Annotated in this window: 18 protein-coding genes, 1 tRNA gene and 1 riboswitch; of the genes, 6 read left to right on the forward strand and 13 right to left on the reverse strand. The window is 52.9% G+C overall.

Annotation, left to right across the window (positions count from 1 at the left end; translation table 11 throughout):
* Positions 1 to 423 precede the first annotated feature (423 nt).
* From MKX70_RS03335 to MKX70_RS03350, 4 genes are all read right to left on the reverse strand, one after another.
* Positions 424 to 846, reverse strand: coding sequence for an ASCH domain-containing protein (locus MKX70_RS03335; protein WP_042232151.1), 423 nt, complete (start codon positions 844 to 846; stop codon positions 424 to 426).
* A 196-nt stretch (positions 847 to 1,042) separates the two neighbouring features.
* Positions 1,043 to 1,114 (reverse strand) — tRNA-Thr (locus tag MKX70_RS03340).
* An 82-nt stretch (positions 1,115 to 1,196) separates the two neighbouring features.
* Positions 1,197 to 1,976, reverse strand: coding sequence for a sugar phosphate isomerase/epimerase family protein (locus MKX70_RS03345; protein WP_042232149.1), 780 nt, complete (start codon positions 1,974 to 1,976; stop codon positions 1,197 to 1,199).
* A 50-nt stretch (positions 1,977 to 2,026) separates the two neighbouring features.
* Positions 2,027 to 2,335, reverse strand: coding sequence for an MTH1187 family thiamine-binding protein (locus MKX70_RS03350; RefSeq protein WP_042232147.1), 309 nt, complete (start codon positions 2,333 to 2,335; stop codon positions 2,027 to 2,029).
* 340 nt (positions 2,336 to 2,675) lie between these two features.
* A riboswitch (cobalamin riboswitch) is annotated at positions 2,676 to 2,906 on the forward strand.
* Positions 2,907 to 3,252: 346 nt separating this feature from the next.
* Here MKX70_RS03350 and MKX70_RS03355 point away from each other — a divergent pair.
* Together MKX70_RS03355 and nrdG are read left to right on the forward strand one after the other, a co-directional pair.
* Positions 3,253 to 5,238 carry an anaerobic ribonucleoside triphosphate reductase gene (locus MKX70_RS03355; RefSeq protein WP_340839546.1) on the forward strand — a complete coding sequence of 662 codons (1,986 nt, stop codon included), beginning with the start codon at positions 3,253 to 3,255 and terminating at the stop codon, positions 5,236 to 5,238.
* Positions 5,235 to 5,762, forward strand: coding sequence for an anaerobic ribonucleoside-triphosphate reductase activating protein (nrdG, locus tag MKX70_RS03360; RefSeq protein WP_042232144.1), 528 nt, complete (start codon positions 5,235 to 5,237; stop codon positions 5,760 to 5,762). Before MKX70_RS03355 ends, nrdG begins: the two co-directional genes overlap by 4 nt.
* Positions 5,763 to 5,892: 130 nt before the next feature.
* Here nrdG and ssuE read toward each other — a convergent pair whose 3' ends face one another.
* Positions 5,893 to 6,447: an NADPH-dependent FMN reductase gene (gene ssuE / locus MKX70_RS03365; protein ID WP_039307619.1), complete on the reverse strand. Its 555-nt coding sequence runs from the start codon at positions 6,445 to 6,447 to the stop codon at positions 5,893 to 5,895.
* A gap of 406 nt (positions 6,448 to 6,853) precedes the next feature.
* Between ssuE and serS the strand changes: the two genes are divergently transcribed.
* Entirely contained in the window at positions 6,854 to 8,131 is a 1,278-nt protein-coding gene (gene serS, locus MKX70_RS03370; protein ID WP_042232141.1) for a serine--tRNA ligase, read from the forward strand.
* 308 nt (positions 8,132 to 8,439) lie between these two features.
* Positions 8,440 to 13,533 (forward strand): S-layer homology domain-containing protein, encoded by a 5,094-nt coding sequence (locus MKX70_RS03375; RefSeq protein ID WP_340839547.1) that lies wholly within the window; start codon positions 8,440 to 8,442, stop codon positions 13,531 to 13,533.
* Between the two features lie 84 nt (positions 13,534 to 13,617).
* On the opposite strand, the gene MKX70_RS03380 is transcribed toward MKX70_RS03375, so the two are convergent.
* Positions 13,618 to 14,769 carry a DUF4179 domain-containing protein gene (locus MKX70_RS03380; RefSeq protein WP_042232140.1) on the reverse strand — a complete coding sequence of 384 codons (1,152 nt, stop codon included), beginning with the start codon at positions 14,767 to 14,769 and terminating at the stop codon, positions 13,618 to 13,620.
* Entirely contained in the window at positions 14,756 to 15,358 is a 603-nt protein-coding gene (locus tag MKX70_RS03385; protein WP_340839548.1) for an RNA polymerase sigma factor, read from the reverse strand. Before MKX70_RS03385 ends, MKX70_RS03380 begins: the two co-directional genes overlap by 14 nt.
* A 227-nt stretch (positions 15,359 to 15,585) precedes the next feature.
* Between MKX70_RS03385 and MKX70_RS03390 the strand changes: the two genes are divergently transcribed.
* Complete coding sequence (locus tag MKX70_RS03390) at positions 15,586 to 16,494, forward strand: ArsR/SmtB family transcription factor (protein ID WP_042232138.1); 909 nt, start codon at positions 15,586 to 15,588, stop codon at positions 16,492 to 16,494.
* Positions 16,495 to 16,499: 5 nt separating this feature from the next.
* On the forward strand, positions 16,500 to 17,771 hold the full coding sequence (locus tag MKX70_RS03395) for an MFS transporter (RefSeq protein ID WP_340839549.1): 1,272 nt from the start codon (positions 16,500 to 16,502) through the stop codon (positions 17,769 to 17,771).
* 443 nt (positions 17,772 to 18,214) lie between these two features.
* Here MKX70_RS03395 and MKX70_RS03400 read toward each other — a convergent pair whose 3' ends face one another.
* From MKX70_RS03400 to MKX70_RS03425, 6 genes are all read right to left on the reverse strand, one after another.
* Positions 18,215 to 18,853, reverse strand: coding sequence for a histidine phosphatase family protein (locus tag MKX70_RS03400; RefSeq protein ID WP_042232134.1), 639 nt, complete (start codon positions 18,851 to 18,853; stop codon positions 18,215 to 18,217).
* Between the two features lie 68 nt (positions 18,854 to 18,921).
* Positions 18,922 to 19,725, reverse strand: coding sequence for an aminoglycoside N(3)-acetyltransferase (locus MKX70_RS03405; RefSeq protein WP_340839550.1), 804 nt, complete (start codon positions 19,723 to 19,725; stop codon positions 18,922 to 18,924).
* An 84-nt stretch (positions 19,726 to 19,809) separates the two neighbouring features.
* Complete coding sequence (locus MKX70_RS03410; protein ID WP_042232130.1) at positions 19,810 to 21,393, reverse strand: response regulator; 1,584 nt, start codon at positions 21,391 to 21,393, stop codon at positions 19,810 to 19,812.
* 2 nt (positions 21,394 to 21,395) lie between these two features.
* A complete protein-coding gene (locus MKX70_RS03415; protein WP_340781167.1) occupies positions 21,396 to 23,288 on the reverse strand; it encodes a cache domain-containing sensor histidine kinase in 1,893 nt (630 codons plus the stop codon).
* 99 nt (positions 23,289 to 23,387) lie between these two features.
* Positions 23,388 to 25,088, reverse strand: a complete 1,701-nt coding sequence (locus MKX70_RS03420) for an extracellular solute-binding protein (RefSeq protein WP_340839551.1) — start codon at positions 25,086 to 25,088, stop codon at positions 23,388 to 23,390.
* A gap of 100 nt (positions 25,089 to 25,188) precedes the next feature.
* Positions 25,189 to 26,079, reverse strand: coding sequence for a carbohydrate ABC transporter permease (locus tag MKX70_RS03425; RefSeq protein ID WP_039309712.1), 891 nt, complete (start codon positions 26,077 to 26,079; stop codon positions 25,189 to 25,191).
* Between the last annotated feature and the right edge of the window lie 15 nt (positions 26,080 to 26,094).

Raw genomic sequence — 26,094 nt, forward strand, 5'->3', positions numbered from 1 at the left:
TATGTTAATTCTCGGCGTTACTTCCCCCATAAAAAAGAGGCCCGCCATGATTGGCAAGACCTCAGGGTACCCTATTACATCCCTTACCTGAAAATAAGCTGATACCCAGATAAAGATTACATTAAAATCGTCCAATACCCAAGCGTACCGCAGATAACCACAGCCGCTACGGGATACAGGATCTTCCGGCTTACCTGATCCTTAAACACAATAAACAAACAAAGCATACAAAGCCATGCGATAAGAAGGCTGCCCATCTCTTATGCATACGCTCCTTCCCGGCATTTCTGCCCTGGCTCCTGCAGCATACCACCGCAGAGTCCGCTTTCCATATATATAAGAAGATTACCCGCTGAATATCCCTATGATACCCGCTGACAGCTGATAAGCATGAAATTTTTATTTATTTGGCCACAAATGGATTCACCACTCCTGCTCAAGAACGGGATATTCCCAGAAACCTAAGCGCCCTTTGGCAGGTATAGGATGAGCCAGCGCAACGACTTCCTCCAGCTTCCAGGCATACCGGCCTTCTGCATAATCGCCGAACACATATTCATTCCCGCCCGGCCAGTTCTGCTGTGCTTGCTGAGGCGTAACCCCGCAGCAACCAGCCAGCCGGCTGGTCGCAAGGATTACCCCGGAGGGCAGATTATCCGCCGTGTAGCCGTGCCGGGCAAGCACCGATTGATACGGCTCTGTCCTGCATATGGCCTTATCTACCTGCATACCGGCATGGATGGCTAATTCTCCCCGGTAAGCCGTCGGCCAGGAACGGGTCTCGATCTGTTTTTCACCCAGCTCAATTAAGGTTGCCCAAGGCTGGCGAATCGTCAGACACTTCATACAAGTGCCTCCTCTCATAAACAAAATAGGCTCTAGGAATAACATATAAATCGTTTAATAAGATTGATTTCATTTTAGTCCTGCATTCTGTATTAAGCATAAGCAAGCATCGGGCCGGTAGACGATCGGATGAATAAATAAAAAAACGCGACCCCCAAAACCCCGGAAAGCCGCGCCACTATTGAGTTCTTACGGATGCTGGTGAAGGGAATTGAACCCCCGGCCTACGCATTACGAGTGCGTTGCTCTACCCCTGAGCTACACCAGCTTAAAAGGATTGCCCCTGCCAAACAAAAAATATTATAACTCTTTCAGCAGAAAACGCAACCCTTTTTGACTATTACCTCTTCCTATCCCTGCATAAGCCCCAACCCGCGGAAATATTCCAGCGCCTGCTTAGCACTCTCCAGCGACGACACGGCATAAGCCTCTTGCTCTACTATATAATACAGAATTCCGCTTTCCTCTGCCTTGTCGAAGACGCTAGCGAAATCAACCTGCCCTTTCCCGAGGTCAGTCTCTTCATTATTTGCCCCGAAATCCTTAATGTGGACCAGCGGAACACGCCCGGCATAACGCGAGACATAGTCAATCGGCCGGGCCCCGCCCCTGTATACCCACCCCAGATCAAACTCGGCAAACATATGCTCAGCAGGAATCTGCCCCAGCCATATATCGATGACTGCTTTGCCGTCTACCTCCGCAAATTCATAATCATGGTTGTGATACCCGTACTGCAGGCCTGCTGCACGGACCATCGCGGAGGCCTTCTCCAAGAAGGGAATCACCGCCGTCACATCTTCCATCGAGGGGTTCTGCGGAAGCGGTGCCGAAGGGGTGATCATATATTGTAGTCCAAGTTCCTTCGCATATTCAATTTCTTTGGCTAACGCCCGTTCCATGTTATCCAGACTGCTGAAATCCAGGCCCACATGCGCCGAAGGCGCAGCAAGACCCAACCGGTCCAATGTACGGCGCAGTTCTCCTGCAGACACGCCGAAATAACCGGCGAATTCTACCGCCTGGTATCCCATCTCCGCCACTTTGCCCAGTGTACCCAGGAAATCGCGCTCTGTCTGGTCACGCAGTGTGTACATTTGAATTCCGATTTGCTGTGAGGCCTTTGCCATGAAAGATCCGCTCCTTATAGGTTGAATCTGATTACAACTACAGGTACTCCTTACTCTCCTTGCAGCTTACGTTCCACGGATTCCAGCTTGCTGCGGCTCGTAGAAGACTTGTCACGACGGTCATCAATTTTAAGCGAGGTAGATACTCTCTGTGCTCCTGAAGTAAAAGGCGACTCATGCAGCGCTTCTACTGCAGACAGAATCCGTGCAACCGGTCCTTCAATAATAGTCCCCATCGAAGTAAGCTCATAGGTAATCCCCTCCACGGTCTGCAGCACACGCTGCATATCGGCCACATAGCTGCTGAGACTGGTACTGCCAGTGCCAATCGGAATAACGGTCACTTCACCAATCGCCATTATGAAATCCCTCCTGCAAGTTTGATGAGTCTCCTCTTTCCTTACTCCTTAATTGTAACCCTTCAGCGCCCCTCCCACAAATAACCACAGACCCCCCTCTCTATTACTATCTCCCCCGTAAAATTACCAGGATTAGACGCACTCTATTTATGGAGTCTTTGTGGCATCTTTTGGGACAATTTATGACTCATTTAAGGCCATATCCACAGGAAAGTTGTGGATTACCTGTGGACTAACTGTGGATCATCTGTGAGTAAACCTGCGGAACCCGCTCCCCGCGCGGGATTGTAAAAAAACATTTACAAACACAATATATTGAGTTACGTTTATTAAACAACAACAAAATATAGTAGAAACAGGTGTTTCACTCTCTCAATCGAGAGGAGACTTAATAGGGAAACGCGGTGCAAAACCGCTGCGGTCCCGCCACTGTAACCGGATGTTCCAGCCGCCAGATGCCGCTGGAGCAGCATCCACCGGCAACAAGCCACTAAGGGGCTGCGAGGCCCCTCGGGAAGGCGCCGGAGGGCATACCGGAAGCCAGGAGACCTGCCTGTTTCTGTGGCACCATTCAGACTCCTGCGAGGAACAGGCGAGGTGCCCGCATGCGGCCTGCACGAGCAGAGTTAGCCTTTCCGTTAATCGGGCCAGAGGCTGCCGATACCTGAGGACGATAGAGTATCGTTCTCAGGTATCGGCTTCTGCGGAATGTACAAGAACGGGTTATACATAAGCATAGACAACAAGCCCTATACCCCTTTACGTATATTTCACAAAGACCACCGGCAAATTTCCGCTTCCGGATATTTGCATTACGCATTCGGGCATTTCCCGCCTTCCCGGCTGGAGATGTCTTTTTACTGATGTCTTGGAGCACATGCTTCACGCTTATGATACCGAGAGGAGAGAGCTATACAATGACGCTGCTGGAGAAACGATATAACGAAGGACAAGCTGTACAGGAGGTTCTTTTGGAAGAAGTTATTCATTTGGGACGGGATATTATCGACAGCCGGGATTTGGATCTGCTGCGCGAGAATGCCAACTTGAACGGGGAGAGCTTCTCCGGCAAGATGAGCAAATTCGGTAGTGAATATTCCAAGTGGTACGCACGCAATTTCACGATGCCGCCACAGCTCGTGCAGGCTATTGAAGATAATGTTGTATATGTACACGACCTGGATCAATATGCCATCGGAACAACCAACTGCATCTTCATCCCGTTTGAACGTCTGCTCCGCGAAGGCTTCAATACCGGCAACGGAAGCGTCCGCCCTCCGAATTCGATTATGACGGCTATGTCGCTGGTGGCGATTATTTTCCAGTCCCAGCAAAATGCCCAGTACGGCGGCGTATCCGCCAACAAGCTGGATTACGATCTCGCGCCTTATGTCACTAAATCCTTCACCAAGCTGTTCCGCAAAGGAATGGAATATTTCGAGGAAGGTACCGCCGGAGAAGCGCTCGGCGAGGTTACTATGACCCGCAGCGATCTGGAAGAGAAGTATCCGCGTGCCTTCCGTTTCGCCCTGAAAGAGACAGAAATTGAAACGCTTCAAGCCGCGGAGAGTATGGTACATAACCTGAATACCATGTCCAGCCGCTCCGGCGGCCAGATTCCTTTTACCAGCATCAACTACGGAACCTGCACCTCTCCGGAAGGCCAGCTGGTGATCAGCTCCCTGTTAACTGCTACGATGAACGGGCTTGGCAGCGGAGAAACACCGGTGTTCCCGATTCAGATCTTCAAATGCAAACAGGGTGTCAACCAGCAGCCTGGTGATCCTAACTATGAGCTGTTCGTGAAAGCAGCAGAGTGCTCTGCACGCCGACTGTATCCGAACTTCGCCAATCTGGATGCTCCGCTGAATATGCAGTACTACGATCCAGCCGATCCGGATACTGAATTTGCCACCATGGGCTGCCGGACACGTGTTCTGGGTGACCGCTTCGGACGCAACCACTGCTCCGGCAAGGGCAATCTTTCATTCAACACGCTTAACCTCGTACGTTTGGGACTAGCCTACGGCACAGTAACCGGCCGTCGCCTTGCCGCTGACGAGGAAGGCTTCTTCGAAGATCTTAATCATTATATGGACGTTGCGCTGGACGGCCTGCTGCACCGGTTCCGCATTCAGGCTTCCCAGAAAGCCAAAGCCTCCGATTTCATGATGCGTGAAGGCGTCTGGGAAGGCGGCGAACAGCTTGCACCGGAAGACAGCGTAGGTGAACTGCTGAAGCACGGTAGCCTGTCCCTTGGGTTCATCGGTATGGCCGAGTGCATGAAGGCTATGTACGGCAAACACCATGGCGAAGATATGGAAGTCCACGCCAAGGCAGTGGCTATTGTCCGCCACATGCGCGAATACTGCGACCGCAAGAGCGAGCAGCTGAATCTGAACATTACTCTATTCGCCACGCCTGCCGAAGGTCTCTCCGGCAAATTCACCAAGATAGACCGCAAGGTTCTCGGTTCCATCCCGGGTGTAACGGACCGGGAATACTATACGAATTCATTCCACATTCCGGTCTATTACGACCTGAGCGCAGCCAAGAAGATTAGCCTGGAAGCTCCTTTCCATGAATATTGCAACGCCGGAGCGATCTCTTATGTAGAGCTGAACGGCAATGCCCGCAGCAACCCTGCAGCATTCGTCAAAATCATCAAATACGCGCTGGAGCAGGACATCAGCTATTTCAGCATCAACCACCCGATTGACCGCTGCTCCGGCTGCGGCCACGAAGGTGTGATCGGCACGAACTGCCCGTCCTGCGGCGCTCATGAAGATACAACACATATCCGCCGGCTGCGCCGGGTAACCGGATATCTGACCGGCGACTATCAGACCCGCTTCAATGCCGCCAAGCAAGCCGAAGTACGGGACCGCGTTAAGCATCTATGAACATCTGCGGATATTATCCGGAGTCGATCAATGAAGGCGAGGGATTGCGGGCGGTTCTCTTCTTCAGCGGATGCCGCCACCGCTGCCCCGGATGCTTCAACCCGAAGACCTGGAACTTCAATTACGGAGAGGTCTTTACTCCGGAGCGCAGGCGCGAGATTATCACCGAGATAGCAGATAATCCGCTGTTGGACGGCTTGACTCTGGCAGGCGGGGACCCTTTTTTCTCGGCAGAGGGTGCGGCGGACTTCATCCATGAGCTCCGCGCCGAGCTGCCGGGTTTCCCGGTCTGGATCTATACCGGTTATACGTACGAGGAGCTGACAGCTTCCCCCGGCTCGCCGGAATGGAATCTGCTGGCCCTGTGCCAGGTGGTTATTGACGGACGGTTTGTAGAGGAACTCAAAGACACTACTCTCCCTTACCGGGGAAGCAGCAACCAGCGGATTATAGATATCCCGGCAAGTCTTGCCGGAGATACGGTTATACTTTGGGAGCCTGCGCTAAGCTTTCAAAGGGGATAAGCTCCCCCAGGACAAATACCTTAGTATATTTAAAAAGGGTACTAAACTACCGCATTCCGGTGGTTTAGTACCCTTTTATATTTCTAAGCAGATTATATACTTGACGCTGCCCTGACAATGACATAGCCGCCTAGAGCTCCGCTTTACGCGCTGCCTTATGCGCTGTCTCATCCGCCAGCTCTTCCAGTACGCTGTTCAGCCGCAGCTTCAGCTCCTCGGCCAGTTCAACGACACCCTGGTCGTTGCGCACAGCCTGCGAGTCTACCGCATAGACTCCGCCAAGAATATGCCGGGCGCCCAGCACAGACAGCACCGGCTTCAGTGCATAGTCGATCGCGAGCAGATGGGCGAGGCTGCCGCCCATGAAGAGCGGCAGCACGATTTTGCCGGCCAGCCCTTTTTGCGGAACCAGGTCCAGGAAGGTCTTCAGCACTCCCGTATAAGAAGCTTTGTACACTGGACTGACGACGATTACCGCATCCGCTTCGGCCACCAGTCCATTCGCTTTGACGATGGCTTCGCTCTCAAACCTGGTGTGAATCAGATCCTCCGCCGGAAGCTCCGCTACATTAATCCGTTCCACTTCAAACCCGCGTTCCCGCAGATCCCCCTCCGCGTATTCGATCACCGCATTGATTCGGGAGACCAGGGATGGCGTTCCGTTAATTACCACAATTTTGGCCACTTCCGCACCTCTTCCGTCCGCTTTTATAAGATATGCCGGGCTGTTGTGCCGGACACAAATACTTTAAATTATTAATAATCCTAGCAGAGTACGAGGAATATTGTCAAACCTCCTTTGCACTTGCAACCCGGCCCTTCTCTGGTTATAATAAACGGCAAACCTATATCCCGACCAGGCCAATGACCGGCATCCAACCGCGAGGCGTCTGCGACCGGAGCAGCTTCCTGTTCCCTAAGTTTACCGGGTTTCGCCCGTTACCGCGAAGACCAAAGAGGGCCTTATTCCGCGCTTTACAGCTGTTTTACCGGAATGGGGTCAACCTGGGTGGCACCGCGAGCTGACGCTCCTCGTCCCATGGATGAGGGCGTTTTTTGCATTTTTTTAACACAAAAGGAGCGATAGCGGCATGCTGGACATGAACTGGATCAGGGAGAATGAGGACATTGTACGGAAGACGGCAGATTGGAAAAGACTAGCGTTCCCGCTTACGGAGCTGCTGGAATGGGATGACCGGCGGCGGGTTGCCCGCCGAGAAACCGAGCAGCGCCGGGCGGACCGGAACGCGCTGACCAAAGAGGTTGAGCGCCTGCTGCGCCAGGGCGACGCTGCAGGCGGAGAACAAGCCAAGGAGCAGGTGCGGGCAATCAACGCCCAGCTGACGGAGCTGGAGGCGGAGCTGGCCCTTGCAGAGCGCCGCTGCGGCGAGCTGCTGCTGCTCGCGCCGAACCCCATATCGGCGGATACGCCGATCGGGCCGGATGACAGCGCGAATGTGGAGCTGCGGCGGCATGGCGCGCCGCCGGTGTTCGGCTTCAGCGCGCGGGACCATGTCGAGCTCGGAGAGCTGCACGGCATCCTCGACATTCCGCGTGGTGTCAAAGCCGGCGGACCCCGCAGCTATGTGCTGAAGGGGGCCGGACTGCTCCTGCATCTGGCCGTACAGCGGCTGGCGCTGGATGTGCTGATGCAGCGCGGCTTCACCGTGATGGATGTGCCGGTAATCGTCCGGCCGGAAGCATTGGAGCGGACCGGGTTCTTCCCGGGCGGCATGGATCAGACCTATGAGCTGACGGGAGAAAAGCGCTGGCTCGCCGGTACCTCAGAGGTGTCGCTCGTCTCGCTGTTCAGCGATGAGACCCTGGAGCTTGAACAGCCGCTGCGGCTGGCCGGAATGTCGGCCTGCTTCCGCCGCGAGGTAGGCTCGGCAGGCCGCGATGTTCGCGGGCTGTACCGTGTGCACCAGTTCTCGAAGATCGAACAGGTGGTGATGTGCCGGAACGATCCCGGAGAGTCGGAGCAGATGCTGCAGGAGATTCTCGGCAATGCCGAGCATATTCTCCAGCTGCTGGAGCTGCCTTATCGGGTAGTGGCCGTGTGCAGCGGCGACATGGCGATGAAGACACATAAGCAATATGACATTGAGACCTGGATGCCCAGCAGGGAAGACTTCGGCGAGACCCACTCGGCCTCGAATCTGCTCGACTTCCAGGCCCGCCGCTCAGGTATCCGCTACCGCGATGAAGAAGGGCGGCTGCAGTACTGCCATACCCTGAACAACACGGCAGTAGCCACGCCGCGCATTCTGATTCCATTGCTCGAGAATCACCAGCAGGAAGATGGATCGGTCTATATTCCGCAGGCACTGCGGCCTTATATGGGCGGCAAGGATACTCTACTGTTATAGAAACAAGCGGAAACGGCTTTACCGTCCTTAATAAGGACGGTATCGTTTACGGCCAAGCCGTCCTTCAATGGGCAGCGAGGCCGTTTTTGTTATTCGTATACTTTACATTCTAGTAACATTAAGTTTACATAGTTTTCAGGAAATTCAGCTGTATTCCTCATATTTTTCCTTAAATATTAAAACATTTTAGGGATTTCTCCTATTAATTTATGCACTATTAACAAATTTTGACGAAAAATTGCTTTGGAAACCTATTATCTCTATTATATTTAAGTGGAAATGATATTTTTATGGGGAGGTATACTTACATGAAACTTTCTTCACAATGCAGGAGGCCGCTTAGTCTATTCCTGGCGGTTGCCTTGCTCTTAACCGGGATATTCCCGGGATTCTCATCCGGGGTCAGCACGGCTTCAGCAGAAGCAGTACCGTTTGATGTCGGCATCACCCAAGCCCCCTCAGTCACAGCATCCCCCGCCTCAAGTTCCAAAGTAGGCATAGGTTCCACCATTACCTTAAGCACTTCAGTAACAGCAAGCGTGTATTACAGCGTTTACACTAACGACAGCCCTACTGCAGAAGCAGAAAACGTATGGTATGAATCCCCTATTGTTGTCGGTTCAAACTATACCACCCTTACCATAAAAGCTTATTCTTTATTACCCGATTTGGAGAAAGGTCCAACAGCAACTTTTAAATACACTGTATCTGCTGTACTGGACAATCTGAAGATCAGCCAGATTCAAGGTGCTTCGCATACATCTCCATACCTTGACAGCCTGGTTACCAACGTCAAAGGTATTGTCACTTACATCAAGGATGCGAACAATTTCTATATCCAATCCGCAACCGCTGATATGGATAACGATATCAAAACTTCTGAAGCCATTCTTATCTACCAAAAAGGCGGTAGCAGTGCCGTTAAAGTGGGAGATGCTATTACCGTAGACGGAACTGTCAAGGAGTATGGATTCTCCGGACAACTGACGACTACGGAGATCGCCGCCAGCAAAACAACGGTTCTCAGCAACGGCAATCCGCTTCCGGCAGCAGCTCTGCTGGGTACAGGTGGACGTGTGGTACCGGCTAAGGTTATCGATGATGATAAGTTCGTCAAATTTGATCCGGACACGGATGCCATCGACTTCTACGAAAGTCTGGAAGGCATGCGTCTGGAGCTTACTAAACCAACCACTGTGGGTCCTGCTGTCTATTATGCTTCCAGCCGCACGTTCGAAATCCCTGTGGTTACAGTTAACGGAACAGCCAACACGACTGAAGTCACCTCTGCCGCGGGCGGCTTGGTGCTGACTGGTGCTGACTTCAATCCGCAGCGCCTAATCCTCTCCGTGAAATCTGCACCGGTGCTCACCACAGGCCAGCAGTTCACAAGCAATATTACCGGTATTATGAACTATGATTACGGCAAATTCCTGATTTCCACGGAAACGGGTACACTGCCGGATGTCTCACCTAGCAAACTGCAAAGGGAAGTGACTTCTCTCTCATCCGGGGAAGAGCACAAGCTGAACATCGCTTCCTTTAATATTGAGAACTTCTCTAAACTTAACGATCCCAAGAAGATCGAAAATGTAGCCAAGGATATCGTAAACAATCTCAAAACGCCGGACATTATCGGCCTGACCGAAGTGCAGGATAATAACGGTACGGGTAAGGGTATTACCGAGGCTAATGAGAGCTTCGAAGCACTGATTGCTGCCATTAAAGCCATCGACGGCGGTGCATCCGCTTATGCCTACACCGACATCGCTCCGGTTAACAATCAGGACGGCGGCGTTCCGGAAGGCAATATCCGTTCAGGCTTCCTGTACAATACGAACCGCGTTGCACTGAAATCAGGCACACCCGGTTCTGCCACTGAATCCGTCACCTACAGTTCAGCCTCCGGTCTTAGTGTAAATCCCGGACGCATCGATCCGACGAACGATGCCTTCATTGACTCGCGCAAGCCGGTGGCTGCCGAGTTTACATTCGAAGGCAACGATGTGATCGTGATCGCCAACCATTTCAATTCCAAGAGCAGCGACAATTACCTCTTCGGCTCTGTTCAGCCGCCAGTCTTCACAACGGAAGTCCAGCGGGCCAAGATCGCCAAGGTCGTCAACGGTTTCGTTGAGGATGTGCTCCAAGAGAATGCGGATGCCAATATCGTCGTACTCGGCGATTTGAATGACTTCCAGTTCTCCAATACGCTGAATATTCTCAAAGGCAGCGCCCTTACGAATCTCGTAAATACCCTGCCGCTGAACGAACGGTATTCCTACGTATTCCAAGGCAATTCACAGACGCTGGATCATATCCTCGTCAACAATAGACTGTCATCGGACACTACACTCGACATCGTGCATATCAACTCGGACTTTGCCGATCCAGGAGATTATCCTCCAGGCACTGAATTCCCGGCCGATATCCGGGTCAGCGATCATGATCCGCTGCTCGCACAAATTGACTTCGGTACTACAGATTTCAATCTGCGGGTACTGCATACCAATGATACTCACGGTCATTTAGAGAATGTGGCGAAGCGCACTTCAGCTACCAGCAGCGAACGGACAGGCAACACCGTACTGCTGGATGCAGGAGACGTCTTCTCCGGAACCTTATATTTCAATCAGTTCAAGGGCCAGGCAGATATCAAGTTCATGAATAACATCGGCTATGATGTGATGACCTTCGGTAACCATGAATTCGATATGAACAAGGAACAACCGGAAGTGCTGAAGAATTTCGTAACGGCCGCCCAGTTCCCGTTTGCCAGCTCCAATATCGACTTCACCACGAATAACAGTGAGCTTGCGGATCTCTATCATGAGATGACCGGAATACTTGAAACTGATGAGGCCCAGAGTACGGCCAAGGACGGAAACATCTATCCTTCGGTCATCAAGGATGTTTACGGCGAAAAGATTGGTATCTTCGGCCTGACTACCGAGGACACGGTCGGATTATCTTCGCCAGGTGATAAAATCATTTTCAAGAATCATATAGAAAGTGCAAAGAAGACAGTTGAGGCCCTGGAGGCGCAAGGAATCAACAAGATTATCGCGGTTACCCATCTGGGTTACACCGTTGATCAGGAACTGGCCAAGGCCGTTCCGGGTATTGATATCATCGTCGGCGGACACTCGCATACGAAGGTGGATAATCCTCCAACACCAATCGTCAATGTAGGCACCGGCAAGAATGTACTGATTGTGCAGACCGGTGAGTACAGTCAGTTCCTCGGTGAGCTTGACGTCACCTTCGACAAAGACGGTGAAATCAAGACTTACAAAGGCAAATTGCTGGACGTTAACCTGTTCGGCGAGGATCCTGCAGCCAAAAACCTCCTTGCTCCATACGATGCCGAATTGGCGACTGTCCGGAGTACGGTTGTAGGCTACACCAATGTCGATCTCTATACGTACCGCATGATCAATGGCAAATCGACACGTGTTGTACGCAGTGAAGAAACACCCATCGGGAATATGATTGCCGACAGCATCGCGGAGAAAGTCACAGAACTCCTGCCGAGCTTCGTATCTCCCAGCGATCGCGCCTCCATCAAGGGTGTTGTTGCTATCCAGAACGGCGGCGGCATACGTGAGGCTATCAATGTTGGTGACATTACAATGGGCGAAGTGCTGACTACACTGCCTTTCGGTAACGGTCTTGCCGCACTTAAAGTGACAGGTGCCGAAATCATCTCCTCACTGGAGAATGCAGTCAGCGGTATCAGCTCCGACCAGGGCCGGTTCGCACACGTCTCCGGTATGAGATACACCTATGATTCGACCAAAAAGCCGGAGATTGTAGATTCATTAACCAACAAAGTAACTCAGGCTGGCGAAAGAATTGTTTCCGTTGATATCAAGCAGGCGGACGGTTCCTACTTGCCTGTTGATCCGGCAGCCTACTACATCCTGTCCACGAATTCATTCATGGCAGGAGGCGGCGACTTCTACCGTGCGCTGGCTTCAGCTAAGGCAGACGGACGGTATTATGAGCTGGGTCTACCAGACTTTGAAGTTCTGTTAGCCTATCTGAAGAGTCATAATCCGGTGACTTCCAGCATTGAAGGACGCATCACAGACCTGAAAGGTGCGGCACCGACTCCTACACCAACACCGGCACCGACTGCAGGTTCAGGTGGAGGTCCGGGAACAACGGTCCCAACTGCAACACCATCACCTAGTCCAACAGCTACTGCCACAGCAGCAGTGCCGCCGCAGGTAACAACGATTACCGCAGCTGACCTGACTGCACAGCTCGCAGCCCTGCCTGCCGGCACCAGTGAGCTGATCATCCCGCTAACGGCTTCAGCAGGCGGTGCTCAAGTTGTGCTGCCGGGCAGTGTGCTGGTTCAGCAGGCTGCTGCTAAACCAAATACAGTGCTGACTTTCACCTCTACTGGCGGAGCATCCTATTCGCTGCCGCTGAGCCTTATTAACGGAACGGCACTGGCTGCCCAGCTTGGTACCAGTGACTTTACGGTTACAGTCTCTCTGCTCCAGGCGGATACCGCCACACTCGGCAGTCTGAATAAGGCTATCGCGGCACTGGCTGGCTCCGTTACCCTAGCCGCACCGGTCATTGAATTCACGGTTACCGCTGAAGCCGGCAATACAAGTGTGCCGCTGAACAGCTTCGGCAGCACCTACGTGAAGCGGACTATTACTGCAACGGGAGCGTTGAGTTCTCAAGGGGCAACAGCCGTATCCTATGACCCGGCTACCGGCAAGCTGTCCTTCGTACCTTCGATCTTCGCCGGCATCTCAGGCGGAAATACTGAAGTGACGATCAAACGCAACAGCAACAGCTACTATACGGTTGTGAAGTCCACCAAGACCTTCGGTGATACTACAGGGCACTGGGCGCAATCATCCATTGAGCTGCTGGCGTCCAAGCTGATTATTACCGGCACCAGCAGTACCGCTTTCTCGCCATCGCTGTCTATCACGCGGGCAGAATTCGCGGCACTGATTACCCGCTCTCTCGGACTCGCATCCGCAAGCGGAGGAGCCACCTTCAGTGATGTCAGCACAGGCGCATGGTATGCTGATGCCGTACAGACAGCAGCCGCAGCAGGTCTGATTACCGGATATACGGACGGCAGCTTCAAGCCGGGCAATCCAATCAGCCGCCAGGAAATGGCTGCGGTCCTGTCCAAAGCCATCAAGTACACCGGCAAATCCCTGACTTCCGATCCGGCAGTGCTGGCTAAATTCAGTGATGCCGCAGGCATCCCGGACTGGTCCAGAGCAGCAGTAGCAGAAATAGCTGCCGCAGGCATCATTCAGGGGACACCTGACGGCGCGTTCGCTCCGGCGAAGCTGGCTACCCGTGCGGAAGCCGCTACGATGCTGGAGAAGACTTTGAAATCACTTCAATTCATTAACTGACCAGACTCAAAGTTATACAGTGAAAAGGCGGTACCCGCGGTGCATGATGCGCTGCGGGTACCGCCTTTTTCTATACAGGTATGATTACTTCGCCAGCGATGGCACCGGCGCTGATACCGGCACCTGTACCTCCACCTCAAATTCAGGGATATACTCCTTCTCCTGGTTACCCTCCGGGTCTATGGACAATATCCGGAAGGGCTTTACCGTGATATGGTCCGTCTTATTCTGGAGCGGTTCGAATAGTGCAGCAGCGATCAGCACATTGCCTCCTGTGGCATTCCAGCCAGTAGACCCGTTGATCTCCCGCAATACATGGCCCTGATCATCCACAAGATCATAGCCCAAGAAATCCTTATGATTGACAGGCTGACCTGCAGGCCGTTCAAGACGGGTGGTGATCCTCGTTGTAATCGGAGTAAGCTCAACGGTGTCCAGCGTGAAAATCATACCGGAGCTCCGGCGGTTTAACGGCTCCGCAATGATGCTGTGGTAGGTCTTCTTTTGCACCGGCAGCTTAATTACAAAAGGCTCCTGTATCCCCTGTACATCTACGGTAAGCGTAAGCTCAAAATCATCCGGGAAAGCCCGCCCCCCCTGATTCTGCAAATCCGTGAATTGGATGATCCTTGAATCCGCATCCTTCCCAAGAAGGATATACGGGCCAAACGAACCCCCGCCGCTGCTGCCAAGCGGACCATAGGTATTGATATCCTCACCGTTGACCGACAGCTTAATATCTGTCATGAGATCACTAACATCCCCCTGCCGGAACTCCAACACATCTGTTTGGCGCTCGATCCCAAGCGATACGCGAATTCCATCGTACAGCACTTCAGGTACAGTAAGCGTTAGTCCATCGTGGGTATCGCTCAGCTCCGGTACTGCCGCCAACCCCTGCTGGTCCGCATTCCGCAGCCCCAGATCCCCGGCCAGCCTGAAGATCGACTCCATCCCCGGAATCTGCTTAATGGACGCGGCCAGCGTCGGGGAGATAAATTCTGTCCCCGTGGGCAGCAGAAACAGCAGCAGCACCGCAGCTACTATGGCTGTACCTCTTCGAAGTACACTGCCTCGTCTTCTGCTCACTCCGACTGATTCTGTCCCCGTTCCCCGCTGCTGCCCGTTCTTGTACCGGTTCATTATGCGTTCCTCCAGATCTACCTGGACCGGTGTATCACGGACCATCCGTCTGATCTGCTCCAGTTCTTCTTCCTCCCTGTTAGCGTGGTTCATGAGCGATCATCCCTCCACTGTTTTGACGGCGTCCGAGTTTTTTGCGCAGCCGTTCATATTTTTTGCGGACCGCCCCGGGGTTCAAGTCCATAATCGTTCCGATTTCCTCAAAGCTATGCTCCTCCAGTGCCCTCAGCAGCAGAATTTGCCGTTCTTCCATACTCAGCTTCTCCAGCAGTTCATGAACAACCTCCGTATATCGTGAACCTTCGGCACACTCCACCTGCTGTTGGTGGCTCCTGTAGATGGAGAGCAGCCTGAAGCCCTTGTTCCTCTGTTTAATCCGGTCCAGGCAATGGTTGCGTGCAATGGTGTACAGCCAGGCGGAGAAAGAGACCTTTGCCGAGTACTGCCCCACCCGCTCCAAGGCTCTTATAAAAATCTCCTGAGCCGCATCCTCCGCCTCTTCCCGGTTACCCAGCAGGTAATAGCAGTACAGGTAGATCGACCGCTGAAAATGTCTGATGATCCAAGTGAAGGCCTGTATATCTCCCAGCTGAACCTTCTCAACCCTTTGCTCCACGGTCAGTTCTGCCGCCTGCTCCTGCTCTGCATCTCTATTCGTCCGGCAGATTTCCGTTTCATCCACAGCTCCCCCTCCTCTCTGCCTGTATAACTGTCAAAATCCTGATTTTGTGACACGCGCTCTAAAAAATCCTGGAGGCTCGTGAAGTCAGCCCTTGCAAACACAAATATGTTCGTTTATTATAAAACAATAAGTTTGTTCTATATTCATAGAACTAAATCGAAAATAGTTATTACCTGTTCATTATACCGCTGCCGTAATATCACTTCTCCAGAAAGCAGGTACCCCCTATGGATTACAAAGTAACGGTCGATTTCGCGCCAGTCTATGAGTGCATCTCCAGCTTGAATGCTTTTATCGGGAAGCAGAATCACAATGCTATGGACGCTGGAATCTCCTGGATTCGCGAGGTGCAGACCCGGTTCGCCCCTGTAATGCTCCAGAAAATGAAAGCAGTACTGAAGCTCACCGATAACTTCAGTCTGTCTCCTTACATATGGAGCTGTCCGGAGGAAGAACGCACAGTCAAGAGGTTCCTGGACTGGTTCGAAGCTCTCTCCCCGGGTGAGCTGTATGAGATTGCCGGCCGCTTCGGGCAGACCGTCCCCTCTAACCTGGCCGAGCTGCGAGGCTCTGCCGCTGAGGTCATCAGAGCTTGGGATACAGGGTATTTCAGCAGCATTGATCCGGCCATTATGGAAGGGCTGCAGCAGGAGGCTGCGGCAAGGGCGGCGCTGCTGAACGGCACGAATGATATGGAGGTGTACGAGACGGCCACAGCAGGCATGCGGCTATACCCTTCAGAAACCCTGAAGCAGGTCATTATTACCCCGCAATATCATGCCCGGCCTCTCGTAACCTCCACACTTTTTGATGAATTTATGTTCACCAGCTATTCCTGTGATATTCTTCCTCCGGAAAAAGGCCGGCCTGCGCCGGCACTGCTGCGGCTTACCCGGGCGCTGTCGGATGAGACGCGGCTCTATATTCTCCGCCTGCTGACAGGCAGACAGCTGAATTTCACTGAGATTGTGAAGGAGGTTGGCCTGTCCAAAAGCACGATCCACTACCATCTGATCGCACTGCGGGCGGCGGGTCTGGTCATTGTTCATACTACCAGCAAAAGCACGTCCTACAGCCTGCGCCTTGAGGCTTTGAACGGCCTGCCCGGACGAATCGGGGAATATCTGGAGGGGTGAGTTCTATGCAGAAACGCAGCTATTACGGGTTATTATCCACGATTTCCTTGAGTGCCTTCGGCGATGCCTTTGGACTGCTGGCAATGGAATGGCTTGTCTATGAGCTGACTGGCTCCAAGCTGGCTATGGGTGCACTTGCCCTCAGCTCCATGATTCCGGAACAGGCGCTCCGCCTGCTCGGCTCACCTTTGTCCGACCGGCTGCCCCGCGTCCGGTTCATGGCCTGCCTCGCTTCTCTGCGCTTGCTGGCCCTCCTGCTGCCGCTGGGCATGGGGCTGGCCGGCCATCTGCAGCTGTGGCATTTGTTCGCTGCCGCCAGTCTCAGCGGAGCCTGCTCCGCCTTGTTCATGCCAACCGCAATGGCCGTGATTCCCGGCATCACAAGCACTAGCAAGCTGATGCGCGCCTTTGCAATCATCGACGGCTGCAAGGGTGCCGCCGCACTCCTGGGCCCGGCTCTCGCCGGCGTGTTGACCGCAGCCAGCGGGGCCTTGCCGGCGCTCGGCATCAATGCCGTTTGTTATACGGCAGCGATAGCCACTCTACTGCTCTTGCCCCGCATGGGTAAGCCGGCAGCAGCCCCTGCCGGCAGCTTCTCGATAGCCCTCTATCTGCGGGAGGTAGCGGAAGGCTTCTCGTTCTACCGGCAGTTCCCCGCCATGCTGACGATTATGATGATGGCCGCCGTCAGCAATCTGAGCTCCATTGCCGTATGGACCATGATGGTCCCGTATGTCCGCGAGGTGCTGCACCGGGATGCGGCGGCAGTAGGTTCACTGTCCACGGCCTCTGCGCTCGGATACTTAGCCGGGCTGGGTGTGATCTCCCTGATGGGCGAGATCACGAAACGGCGCATCGTGATGCTCGGCAGCCTGGGCTTATCGGGTATCGTCACTATAGTGTGGGGGTTCATCCCCAGCTATCCCTTTGCCCTATTTGCGGTATTCGCCGCTGGACTGCTGGGACCTTTCTTCGGTTCCTTAAGCTCCTCCCTGCATGGACGGCTGGTTCCCGGCTATCTGCAGGGGCGGGTGAACTCGGTCCGGTTCCTGATTGGCGGGAGCCTGTCACCGCTCGGTGCCCTGGCAGGCGGAGCGGTCGCTGAGCTCTATGGGATGCAAGTTCTTTTGTTCGCTGCTGGAATTCTTCCGGCGTTGTATGCAGGTGTGGCGCTGCGCTTACCCGGACTGAAGGCACTGGACGGCGACCTATCCGTGATTGAACAGAGCACGCGTCCGAAGAGTGAAGTTACCCTAACGGGCAATGTGCCTGTGTAGATTGAACTCTGTTTTTTATAATCACGGGCTGGGCCGCGATCGAAACTGTGTGAAATGCTTGGACTCCCGGCGGGCGGGCACTTTAATTTCGTGTGGGCTGGAAGTAAAATGTTGCACTTTCTGCAGAATTTTAGCGCAGAAGGGGCCTTCCGAAGCGCATTGTTGCACTTTTTGCAGGATTTCTGCCGGTTTGGTGCCCGTCAGAGCTAGGTTGTTGCACTTTCTGCAAGATTTTGCAGAATAGCTGCTGACCAGAAGCAAATTGTTGTAATTTGTACAGCAATTCATCAGTCTGGACGGAGCTACGGGCAGCGCAGCGCAAGCAGCTGCTGCTTCCCCTGCGAAGCCGCAGGAAGCGGGCGGCGCAACACGTCAAACAGGCGATGCCGTCATGCACATCGCCCTGTCTCTCTTATGAATATTACGGCTTGGCTTGCCAGTGATCAGGATTCCATCCCGCCCTCACTGGTCTCATAATGGCTGGTATCGCCGTGAAGCACAATCTCGGCCACACCGTCCGTGATATCAATTCTGCACAGACAGGTAGGATAGATGTAAGGCAGATCCCAGAGCTTGTTCATCGCCCGGCCTTCGTAATATGCCATAAGCACCTTAATTACTACCGTATGCGTCACAATGAGCACTGTACCGCCTGCTTGAAGATCTACGATCTCACGCAGCTTGCCCAGCGCACGCTCCTGTACCGCTGTGAAGGTCTCGCTGCCCGCTACACTGAACTGCTCCGGGTCGCCCCAGAAGAACTGATGCTGCTCCGGATACTGAAGCTGCAGCTCTGCGGAATCACGGCCTTCCCAGACTCCCATGCCGATCTCCTTGAATTCATCGCAGGCCGTAAGCGGCAAGTCCCGCTCTCCCATGATAATCTCCGCCGTCCGCAGCGCCCGGGGACTAGAGCTCGCGTACACCGCGTCCAGCTCCACCTGCTGCATGCTCCGGCTTAGCCATTCTGCCTGCTGGACGCCCAGCGGCGTAAGCTCTGAATCCTGATGACCCTGCATCCGCTTCTGTACGTTCCATTCCGTCTGCCCGTGCCGGGTAATGTACACCGTTGTAGTAGTCATGAAGCCCTGCTCCCCTCAAGACGATAGCTCTCTTGCTCTATCCATAATCAATTACGCCTCCGCACCTCTTACGTGCGCTTGCGTTCCAGCCACTGCACCGCGTAATCTACAATCTCCCGTTGCGGAATCAGCTGTGCTGCAGATGCGGCAACCCGTCCGCTGGCAATACGTCCAGTCTCCCGGCCAAAGTCCACGCCCAGCTCCGCAAAATCATCCGAATTCCAGTTGTAATCACTAAATTCCACCCATTGTCTGACTCCGTCCACCATCACCGGCGCTGCAGCCATGACTTCCTGTTTCCCGGCATAGTCTGCCCGGTATTCCGCCAGATGCAGTGAGGTGTTATTGAGACTGTCCACACCAAGCAGCAGTACGCTTCCTCCCAGCTCATACATCCGGGCCAGCGGAGAGTACTCGCCGAAGGCATACTCCAAACTATGCCCGTCAATTATGACATCCCGGTGCTTCCCCCATGCCGCAAAAGAATCAATCGGGTGGCTGCTGCGCCGCACCCCCTGCTGCTTGCGGAAGCAGTCGGGAATAACCCCCATCCCTCTAAGAGGGGTCAAGTCCGGATCATAAGCAGGCATATGCTCCCGGATGCCCGGCCACCAGGCCTCCGGCACCGGAGGTTTGCTCCAGCCTGACGGATCGGTCAGATCCGAGGAATGCGTCGGCATAACGAGCGTTCCTTCATCACCCAGCACCGTCTCCAGCGCCAGAATAACGGCAACCGGACCGCCGGCAACCCATTGTCCCAGAGATTTAAAGGACGAATGCAGCAGCAATGTCATCCCTTCACGCACGCCCAGCTTACGGAAGTCGGCGGCAAGTGTATCTACAGTAATCAATGCTCCTTGTACTTCTTCCATTCCGTTGCCTCCAGTATTCTGATCATCCCATGTGCATATTCATACCGTTAATCCGCTGTCCTAGCCCATAGACTCGTAAGCACGCTAAGAATCCTTATCCTCCGTCTGGCCTGAATAACGCTCCATCAGCTGCTTCGTCCGATACTCACCGGGAGAGATACCCTCCAGTTCCTTAAAGACACGCGCGAATTGCTTGCTGTTCTCAAAACCTACAGCCTCAGAGACCCCGGCCAGCTTGACGGAATTATCGGCCAGCAGCTCCTTGGCGTGGCGGATGCGGACTTTTTTGAGATACAGCACAAAGTTCTCCCCGGTGTACGCCTTGAAGGCTTCACTGAAATATGAATAATTGAGCGAGACATAATTGCTGACCATAGCCATATTCAGCGGACGGGCATAATTCGCTTCGATATACGCCAGCGCTTCTTCCATGTCCGCATGCTCGGTATGCGCAGATCTTATTCCTATAATATAATCGTTCACACTAAGGAGCAAATGCTCCAGTGCCCGGTAATAGTCGTGGAAATTGCTGAAATTATACAAGTTGCCGACCGCGCGGTACAGCTTCAGCACTTCCACCGAAGCCTCTCCATGCACACGGAACACCTCATCCAGCACCCGTTCATTAATACTCCGCCCTACATTCTCCAGGTAATCCAAATCCAGATGCAGCAAATGATCCGTCTGAAAAATAACACCAAGCAGCGTCTTGATCTCCTTCTCCCGCTCGGTTCCCAGCATATTAAGCAGCTTGCGCAGCTCCTCCTCCGGGGAAGGGAAGCTCAGGCGCCCGGCGCGGATATCCTTATAGTCGACAAAGCTGGCCTGCGGGGACAAAAAAGTATACTGCAGCGCCCGGTACGCCTCCATGTAACAAGCACGGAACTGCTCCGGACTCCGGCTCTCACTGCTTATACCGATGAGCAGCCGCTTAAGCTCTTTGGCATCAGCCTTACCAGACAGCTCCAGGAAGCTCTCCACATTCCCCACAAGTACAAGCTTCCCGTCCCAATCGGTCAGAATTTCCGTGAATTTATGCTCCAGCGGTCCGATCAGCCGCTCCAGCACGCCCTGGACCTCTCCGTGATTCATCCGCGCGCCGTCCCGGTGATAATAATTGACTACGCCTACTGTAAAAGGAATCTGCAGCGTCAACAGCTCCTCCAGCTGCGCCGCCGATGCTTCAATCTCCCGCTGCATCAAAAACCCCCGCAGGCGGGCAACCCGCAGCTCACGGCGGTAGCCTTCCGCCTCCTGCTTCTGCCGCAGGCTGCTCGACTGGCGGTCCATTCCCTCCTTGCCGATCCGTTCGAGAATCTCGAACAGCTCTTCGCGGCGGATCGGCTTCAGCAGATAATCCTTCACGCGGTAGCGGATCGCGCTTTTGGCATATTCGAAATCATCATGGCCGCTTAAGATAATGACAGCAGGCGGCTCCTCCTTGCCTGCTTCCACCGACAACCGTTCCAGCAGCGTGATCCCGTCCATAATCGGCATCCGGATATCCGTAATAATGATATCCTTCCGCTCCTGCTTGTACAGCTCCAGCGCTTCCGCACCGTTGCCCGCCATCGTGATGCTGTAGACAGACGGATATTCCCGTTCGATCATCGCCTTCAGACCTTGACGGATCATTTTTTCATCATCCACGATCAGCAGATTGGTCATAGCTAGTTATCCCCCGTCAATAGAACTTTGGGCAGTGACATGAACACAGTTGTCCATTTCCCTGCTTCACTCTGCACTTCCAGCCCGTAAGCTTCACCGTAGAACAGCTGCAAACGCTGATGCACATTGCGCAGTCCGACGCCTCCCGACTTATACCCTCCGTTGCTGGTTCCCGAAGGGTCAGCCCCCGGTTCCTCCTTGGCATAAATCGCCTCATGCAGTTGGGTCAACTGCTGCTGCGTCAGCCCGAGGCCATTATCGCGCAGCGAGATGAAGATATCCCCTTCGGCCTCCGTTATATCGATCCGCACAACACGGTCCGTGAGCTCTATCCCGTCCGCATTCCAGGCATGCTTAACACTGTTTTCAACAATCGGCTGCAGCGACATTTTGAGCACCTCCACTTCCAGATAAGCGCTGTCAATATTAAGCTCCAGCCCAATGGTATGCTCGAATCTTATATTCATAACCTCTATATAGTTCTGGATATGGCGGATCTCATCCTTCAGCTTCACGTATTCACCCGTCCATTTGAAATTATAGCGCATCATGCCGCCAAGCCGGGTAAGCGCATCCGAGATCGTCCGCTGATTCTCAATCTCCGCCAGCATTTTGATATTCTCCAGTGTATTGTAGAGGAAGTGGGCATCGATCTGATTATGCAGCGTCCGCAGCTCAGCTTCCTTCGACAACGCCTGTTTATGGACAGCCTGAGCCACCAGCGTATTAATTGTGTTCATCAGCTTGGAGAAATGATGGGCAAGCTCGCCGACCTCGCCGCCTCCGCTGACGCGGATACTTCCATATGGCTCCCCCCGTCGGACTCTCTTCATCGTTTCAGTCAGCCGGCGGAGATTCTTCAGGATGAATGCATTCAGCACGTAAGCAATGGCAGTAACCAGGAAGATGAAGCCGATATTAACCCCAATAATCAGATTACGGGTACGCGAAATATCCATCATCACACCTTTCATCGAGACCACAGTGACCAGAGAAGCATTGATCTGCTCCAGCGGCGCCTGAATTAGCATGAAGGAGTTCCCGTTCTCCTTATAATCCATCACCCATTTACCGGTCTTCCCGAACTCTGCCAGCCGGTCTTTGATTGCCGCAGTTAGCCCCTTATTATTCTCCAGAAAAGAGTGGTCTGTCCGGGTGAACAGGTTCAGCTCATCATCTGCAAGAATCATCTGGGATTCATTATCCTGCACGGAGGTATACGTCTTGGGTGTGAATTTACTCAGCAGCATGTCTACCTGAACCATCCCGATGTGATTACCGGCCGGAATGCTGATCTCCCGCAGCACCGATACCTTCGGTTGTCCCTGCTCTGCTTCGCCCGAGAAGCGCTTCATCAGGTCAATATCTGAGTTCTGAAAGGACCACAGATTCCGCAATCCCTCCAGCTCCAATGCCTTCTGAAACCAGGGCTCCATGGAGACCCGGGACTCACGGAAAATAACCGGCCACATCTCATATACATTTTTACTGCTGGAATACAGGTACAAATGCTCAATATTCGGATTATTGAACTGGATCTGGCTGAGGTTCATAAAGCTGGTTGTGTTGTAATCAATCAGCTCGCCGAGTGTAGGATCACTTTCGCTGATCAGATACTCCCGGGTAATTTTATCACTATACGCCATCTGGAGCGCCCGCTCCATCGCCTCAATCTGATTGAGTACATGCAGCTTCTCCATCTGCAGCAGATAGTCGTTCTTCTCGATCGCATCCTGCATATACGTATTGTTAATGGCCTTGTACGAATAGAAGGACACCAGCAGACTGGGTCCCAGAATAATGAAGATATAAGCCACAACCAGCCGGCTTTGCAGTGATCTCCGTCCGAGCCAATAACGGAAGGAATTCCATAATGCTCCTGTTCGTTTGCGCATATTCACCTCTCCGTTAATGGCTGGAGCCTTTTAGATCCCGTTACTAGAAAATAACCCAAAAGCCCGCGGTTAGCGGGCAATTGGGTCTTATATTGAAGACTACATTCCGAGTTTTTTCTTGTTCTCTTCATATTTAGTCTGGCGGTATGCATCGAAGGTCGCTTGACCTTCCTTCTCTTTTTTAGTGAGATATTCAGACCAGATCTTATCGAATTCCGCATCGGATTCAGCCATCAGCAGCTTCGGCATGGTTTTGCCGCGCAGCTGTTTCAGCTTGGTGGCGATGATGCCTTCCGGCGAGTTACCGCTAGGATCAATCAGCTGGAATTCCGAAGTATTAATAGATTTTCCGCGGGTCCAGTCTTCCAGTTGTTTGAACGGCTCAACGGATTTTGGTGCCCACTGGTCGGTAATATTCGTATTCTGCATCATCCAGAAGGTGAACGAAGAGCCGTATTGCTTATCAAATGCTGCACGGTCCGAGTTCATCAGCTTAAGGGCTTCAGGGAGGAATTGGTCCTTGCCCTCAATTGTATCATAGCTGACCCCTTTTTCGCCCAGGAAAAGATCCTTTTGGCCTTCTTCACTGTTCAGGTAGCTGAGGAATTTAATAGCGCGTGCTTTATCCTTAACATCCTTGGAGATCAGGGTAACCGTCCAGCCGGAGATCCCAGGTCCATTCAGTGTTGGCTGATCCATTTTGGTATTGGCTGGTCCATCTACAGCAATGTAGACCATCTCAGGATTCTTCTGGAAAATAGTTCCTTGCTGGGAAGCAAAGTCTGTACGTTGATACAGCATTGCGAAGTAGCGTCCCTGTACGATCTTTTCTTCCATTTGTGCCCGTTTGTCAATGAAGATATCTTTTGCCAAGAGTCCGTCCTGGTTAGCCTGGCGGAGTGTCTTCATCCAGCGTACATATTCAGGATCGGTTTCACGGTCATATACCTTGCCGTCTTTTTCCCAAGGAATCGCCAGGAAGTTCTGAATGTAGCCTTCCAGCGAGTCATTGCCGTTCTCAGTGAACTCATGCAGACCCAGTGGAATCAGCGGCTGGCCGTTGACTTCAGGGAATTTCTCCTGTGCTGTCTTCAGCGCAGCGAGGAAGCCTTCAGGGGTACGCATATCCGGACTGCCGATGGCTTCATAAATATCCTTGCGGACTGCGAACGTCTGGTTCGATACATAGGTATCGCCATATTTTTCATAGTCGGCTGGAGAAGAGGAAGAGTTAGGATAGCCGTATACATTGCCGTCCGGCTGAGTGTACCAGCCAAGCTTATCTTTATCGGAAACTTTGTAGAAGTAAGGGTCGTATTCATCAGCCAGCTTGTTCAGCGGAAGCACCAATTCGCCTTCTACCATTTTTTTGATGGCATCTTCCCAGTAACCGAGGGTGATGAAGTCAGGCAGCTTGCCGGAAGCAATCAGCGTGTTCAGCTTCTCATTCTCATTCCCTGCAGGCACGATAAAGTTAACGTTAACGCCGGTCTTTTTCGTAACATATTGCGAAGTTGGATCTACGCCCCATTTGTTGGCAAACCAGGCAAAGTTCAGATACCAGTCGAAGGTGATTGGTGAAGTGTCGCTCATCCAGCCTGGCTCATCGCCTGTTGCTGCAGGAGCTGTCGTTTCTGTTGCATTGGTTGCCGGTGCCTCTGTAGCTTCCGTAGTCGGCTTCTCCGTTGCTGTATTTCCGTTTGCGGCATTATTATTGCTTGAACAACCCGCTGCAGAGAATGTCAGCATTAGTCCCAAGAGCAGCAGGACCATTTTCTTTGGCTTATGTTTCATGCCCATGCTTGTTTACCCCTTTTCTAGAAAATAGTAATTATAAGCTCAACCCCGCTGCCCGCAAGACAATGGGCTCCGGAGGAGTTACCCTGTGGTTCGCAGATGCTCAGCCTTTGATGGAGCCGATCATCATGCCTTTCACGAAATATCGCTGCAGGAACGGATAGACGAACACGATTGGCAGCGTTGTGACAACCATGGTTGCCAGCTTGATGGACTGGGAGGTTACCGACCTTGTGGCCGCGCTGCCCTGGACAGCAACCATCATCGTATTGGAGCTGGACTGGGCCACGACCCGGAACAGATAGGTCTGAATCGGCTGAAGGTCCACATTGTTCACATAGATGATGCCGGCAAAATAATCATTCCATTGGTACACGCCGTGGAACAGCGCGATGGTGGCAATAACCGGCATGGAGACCGGAAGCACGATCCGCAGTAAGATGGACCAGTCATTGGCTCCGTCAATCCGCGCCGCTTCTTCCAGACCGTCAGGGATCTCCCGGAAGAAGGTCATGAAGATAATAAGATCGAAGAAGCTGAACATGACAGGAATGATGAAGACCATGAAGTTATCGAGTAAATGCAGATCACGCATCAGCAGGAAGGTTGGGATCAGGCCGCCGTTAAAGAACAATGTAATGGTGCCGATCAGAATGTAGAGCTTGCCGCCAACCAGATCCTTACGGGACAAGGCATAAGCTACCATCGCTGTAAAGAATACATGCAGAGCCACACCAAGGACTGTCTTGAGTACGGTAACCCCCATCGCCAGCATAATCCCCGGACTTGCAAATACTGCATCGAAGTTCTTCAGCGTGAACATCCGCGGCCACCAGTAAATCCCGCCCAGCATGGCGTCATTGCCGTCATTGAAAGCGTTGACGAGCACATACCAGATCGGATACAGCGTCAGGAAGCAGACGCAGAGCATAACCAGATTGTTTACGATATCAAAAATCGCTTCGCCTTTGGTTTTACGTTTAAGAGCAAACATATATAGGTCCTCCTT

It is taken from the genome of Paenibacillus sp. FSL R7-0312 (assembly GCF_038004445.1).
In the GTDB taxonomy this organism is placed as follows: domain Bacteria; phylum Bacillota; class Bacilli; order Paenibacillales; family Paenibacillaceae; genus Paenibacillus_AQ.

Excerpts from the sequence above, each read along its gene's own strand:
- MKX70_RS03405 (WP_340839550.1), bottom strand. The coding sequence starts at position 19,725 with ATGGAAGAAGTACAAGGAGCATTGATTACTGTAGATACACTTGCCGCC.
- MKX70_RS03335 (WP_042232151.1), bottom strand. The coding sequence starts at position 846 with ATGAAGTGTCTGACGATTCGCCAGCCTTGGGCAACCTTAATTGAGCTG.
- MKX70_RS03400 (WP_042232134.1), bottom strand. The coding sequence starts at position 18,853 with ATGACTACTACAACGGTGTACATTACCCGGCACGGGCAGACGGAATGG.
- MKX70_RS03410 (WP_042232130.1), bottom strand. The coding sequence starts at position 21,393 with ATGACCAATCTGCTGATCGTGGATGATGAAAAAATGATCCGTCAAGGT.
- MKX70_RS03395 (WP_340839549.1), top strand. The coding sequence starts at position 16,500 with ATGCAGAAACGCAGCTATTACGGGTTATTATCCACGATTTCCTTGAGT.
- MKX70_RS03345 (WP_042232149.1), bottom strand. The coding sequence starts at position 1,976 with ATGGCAAAGGCCTCACAGCAAATCGGAATTCAAATGTACACACTGCGT.
- MKX70_RS03420 (WP_340839551.1), bottom strand. The coding sequence starts at position 25,088 with ATGGGCATGAAACATAAGCCAAAGAAAATGGTCCTGCTGCTCTTGGGA.
- MKX70_RS03390 (WP_042232138.1), top strand. The coding sequence starts at position 15,586 with ATGGATTACAAAGTAACGGTCGATTTCGCGCCAGTCTATGAGTGCATC.
- MKX70_RS03350 (WP_042232147.1), bottom strand. The coding sequence starts at position 2,335 with ATGGCGATTGGTGAAGTGACCGTTATTCCGATTGGCACTGGCAGTACC.
- MKX70_RS03380 (WP_042232140.1), bottom strand. The coding sequence starts at position 14,769 with ATGAACCACGCTAACAGGGAGGAAGAAGAACTGGAGCAGATCAGACGG.
- serS (WP_042232141.1), top strand. The coding sequence starts at position 6,854 with ATGCTGGACATGAACTGGATCAGGGAGAATGAGGACATTGTACGGAAG.
- MKX70_RS03425 (WP_039309712.1), bottom strand. The coding sequence starts at position 26,079 with ATGTTTGCTCTTAAACGTAAAACCAAAGGCGAAGCGATTTTTGATATC.
- MKX70_RS03355 (WP_340839546.1), top strand. The coding sequence starts at position 3,253 with ATGACGCTGCTGGAGAAACGATATAACGAAGGACAAGCTGTACAGGAG.
- MKX70_RS03375 (WP_340839547.1), top strand. The coding sequence starts at position 8,440 with ATGAAACTTTCTTCACAATGCAGGAGGCCGCTTAGTCTATTCCTGGCG.
- MKX70_RS03415 (WP_340781167.1), bottom strand. The coding sequence starts at position 23,288 with ATGCGCAAACGAACAGGAGCATTATGGAATTCCTTCCGTTATTGGCTC.
- nrdG (WP_042232144.1), top strand. The coding sequence starts at position 5,235 with ATGAACATCTGCGGATATTATCCGGAGTCGATCAATGAAGGCGAGGGA.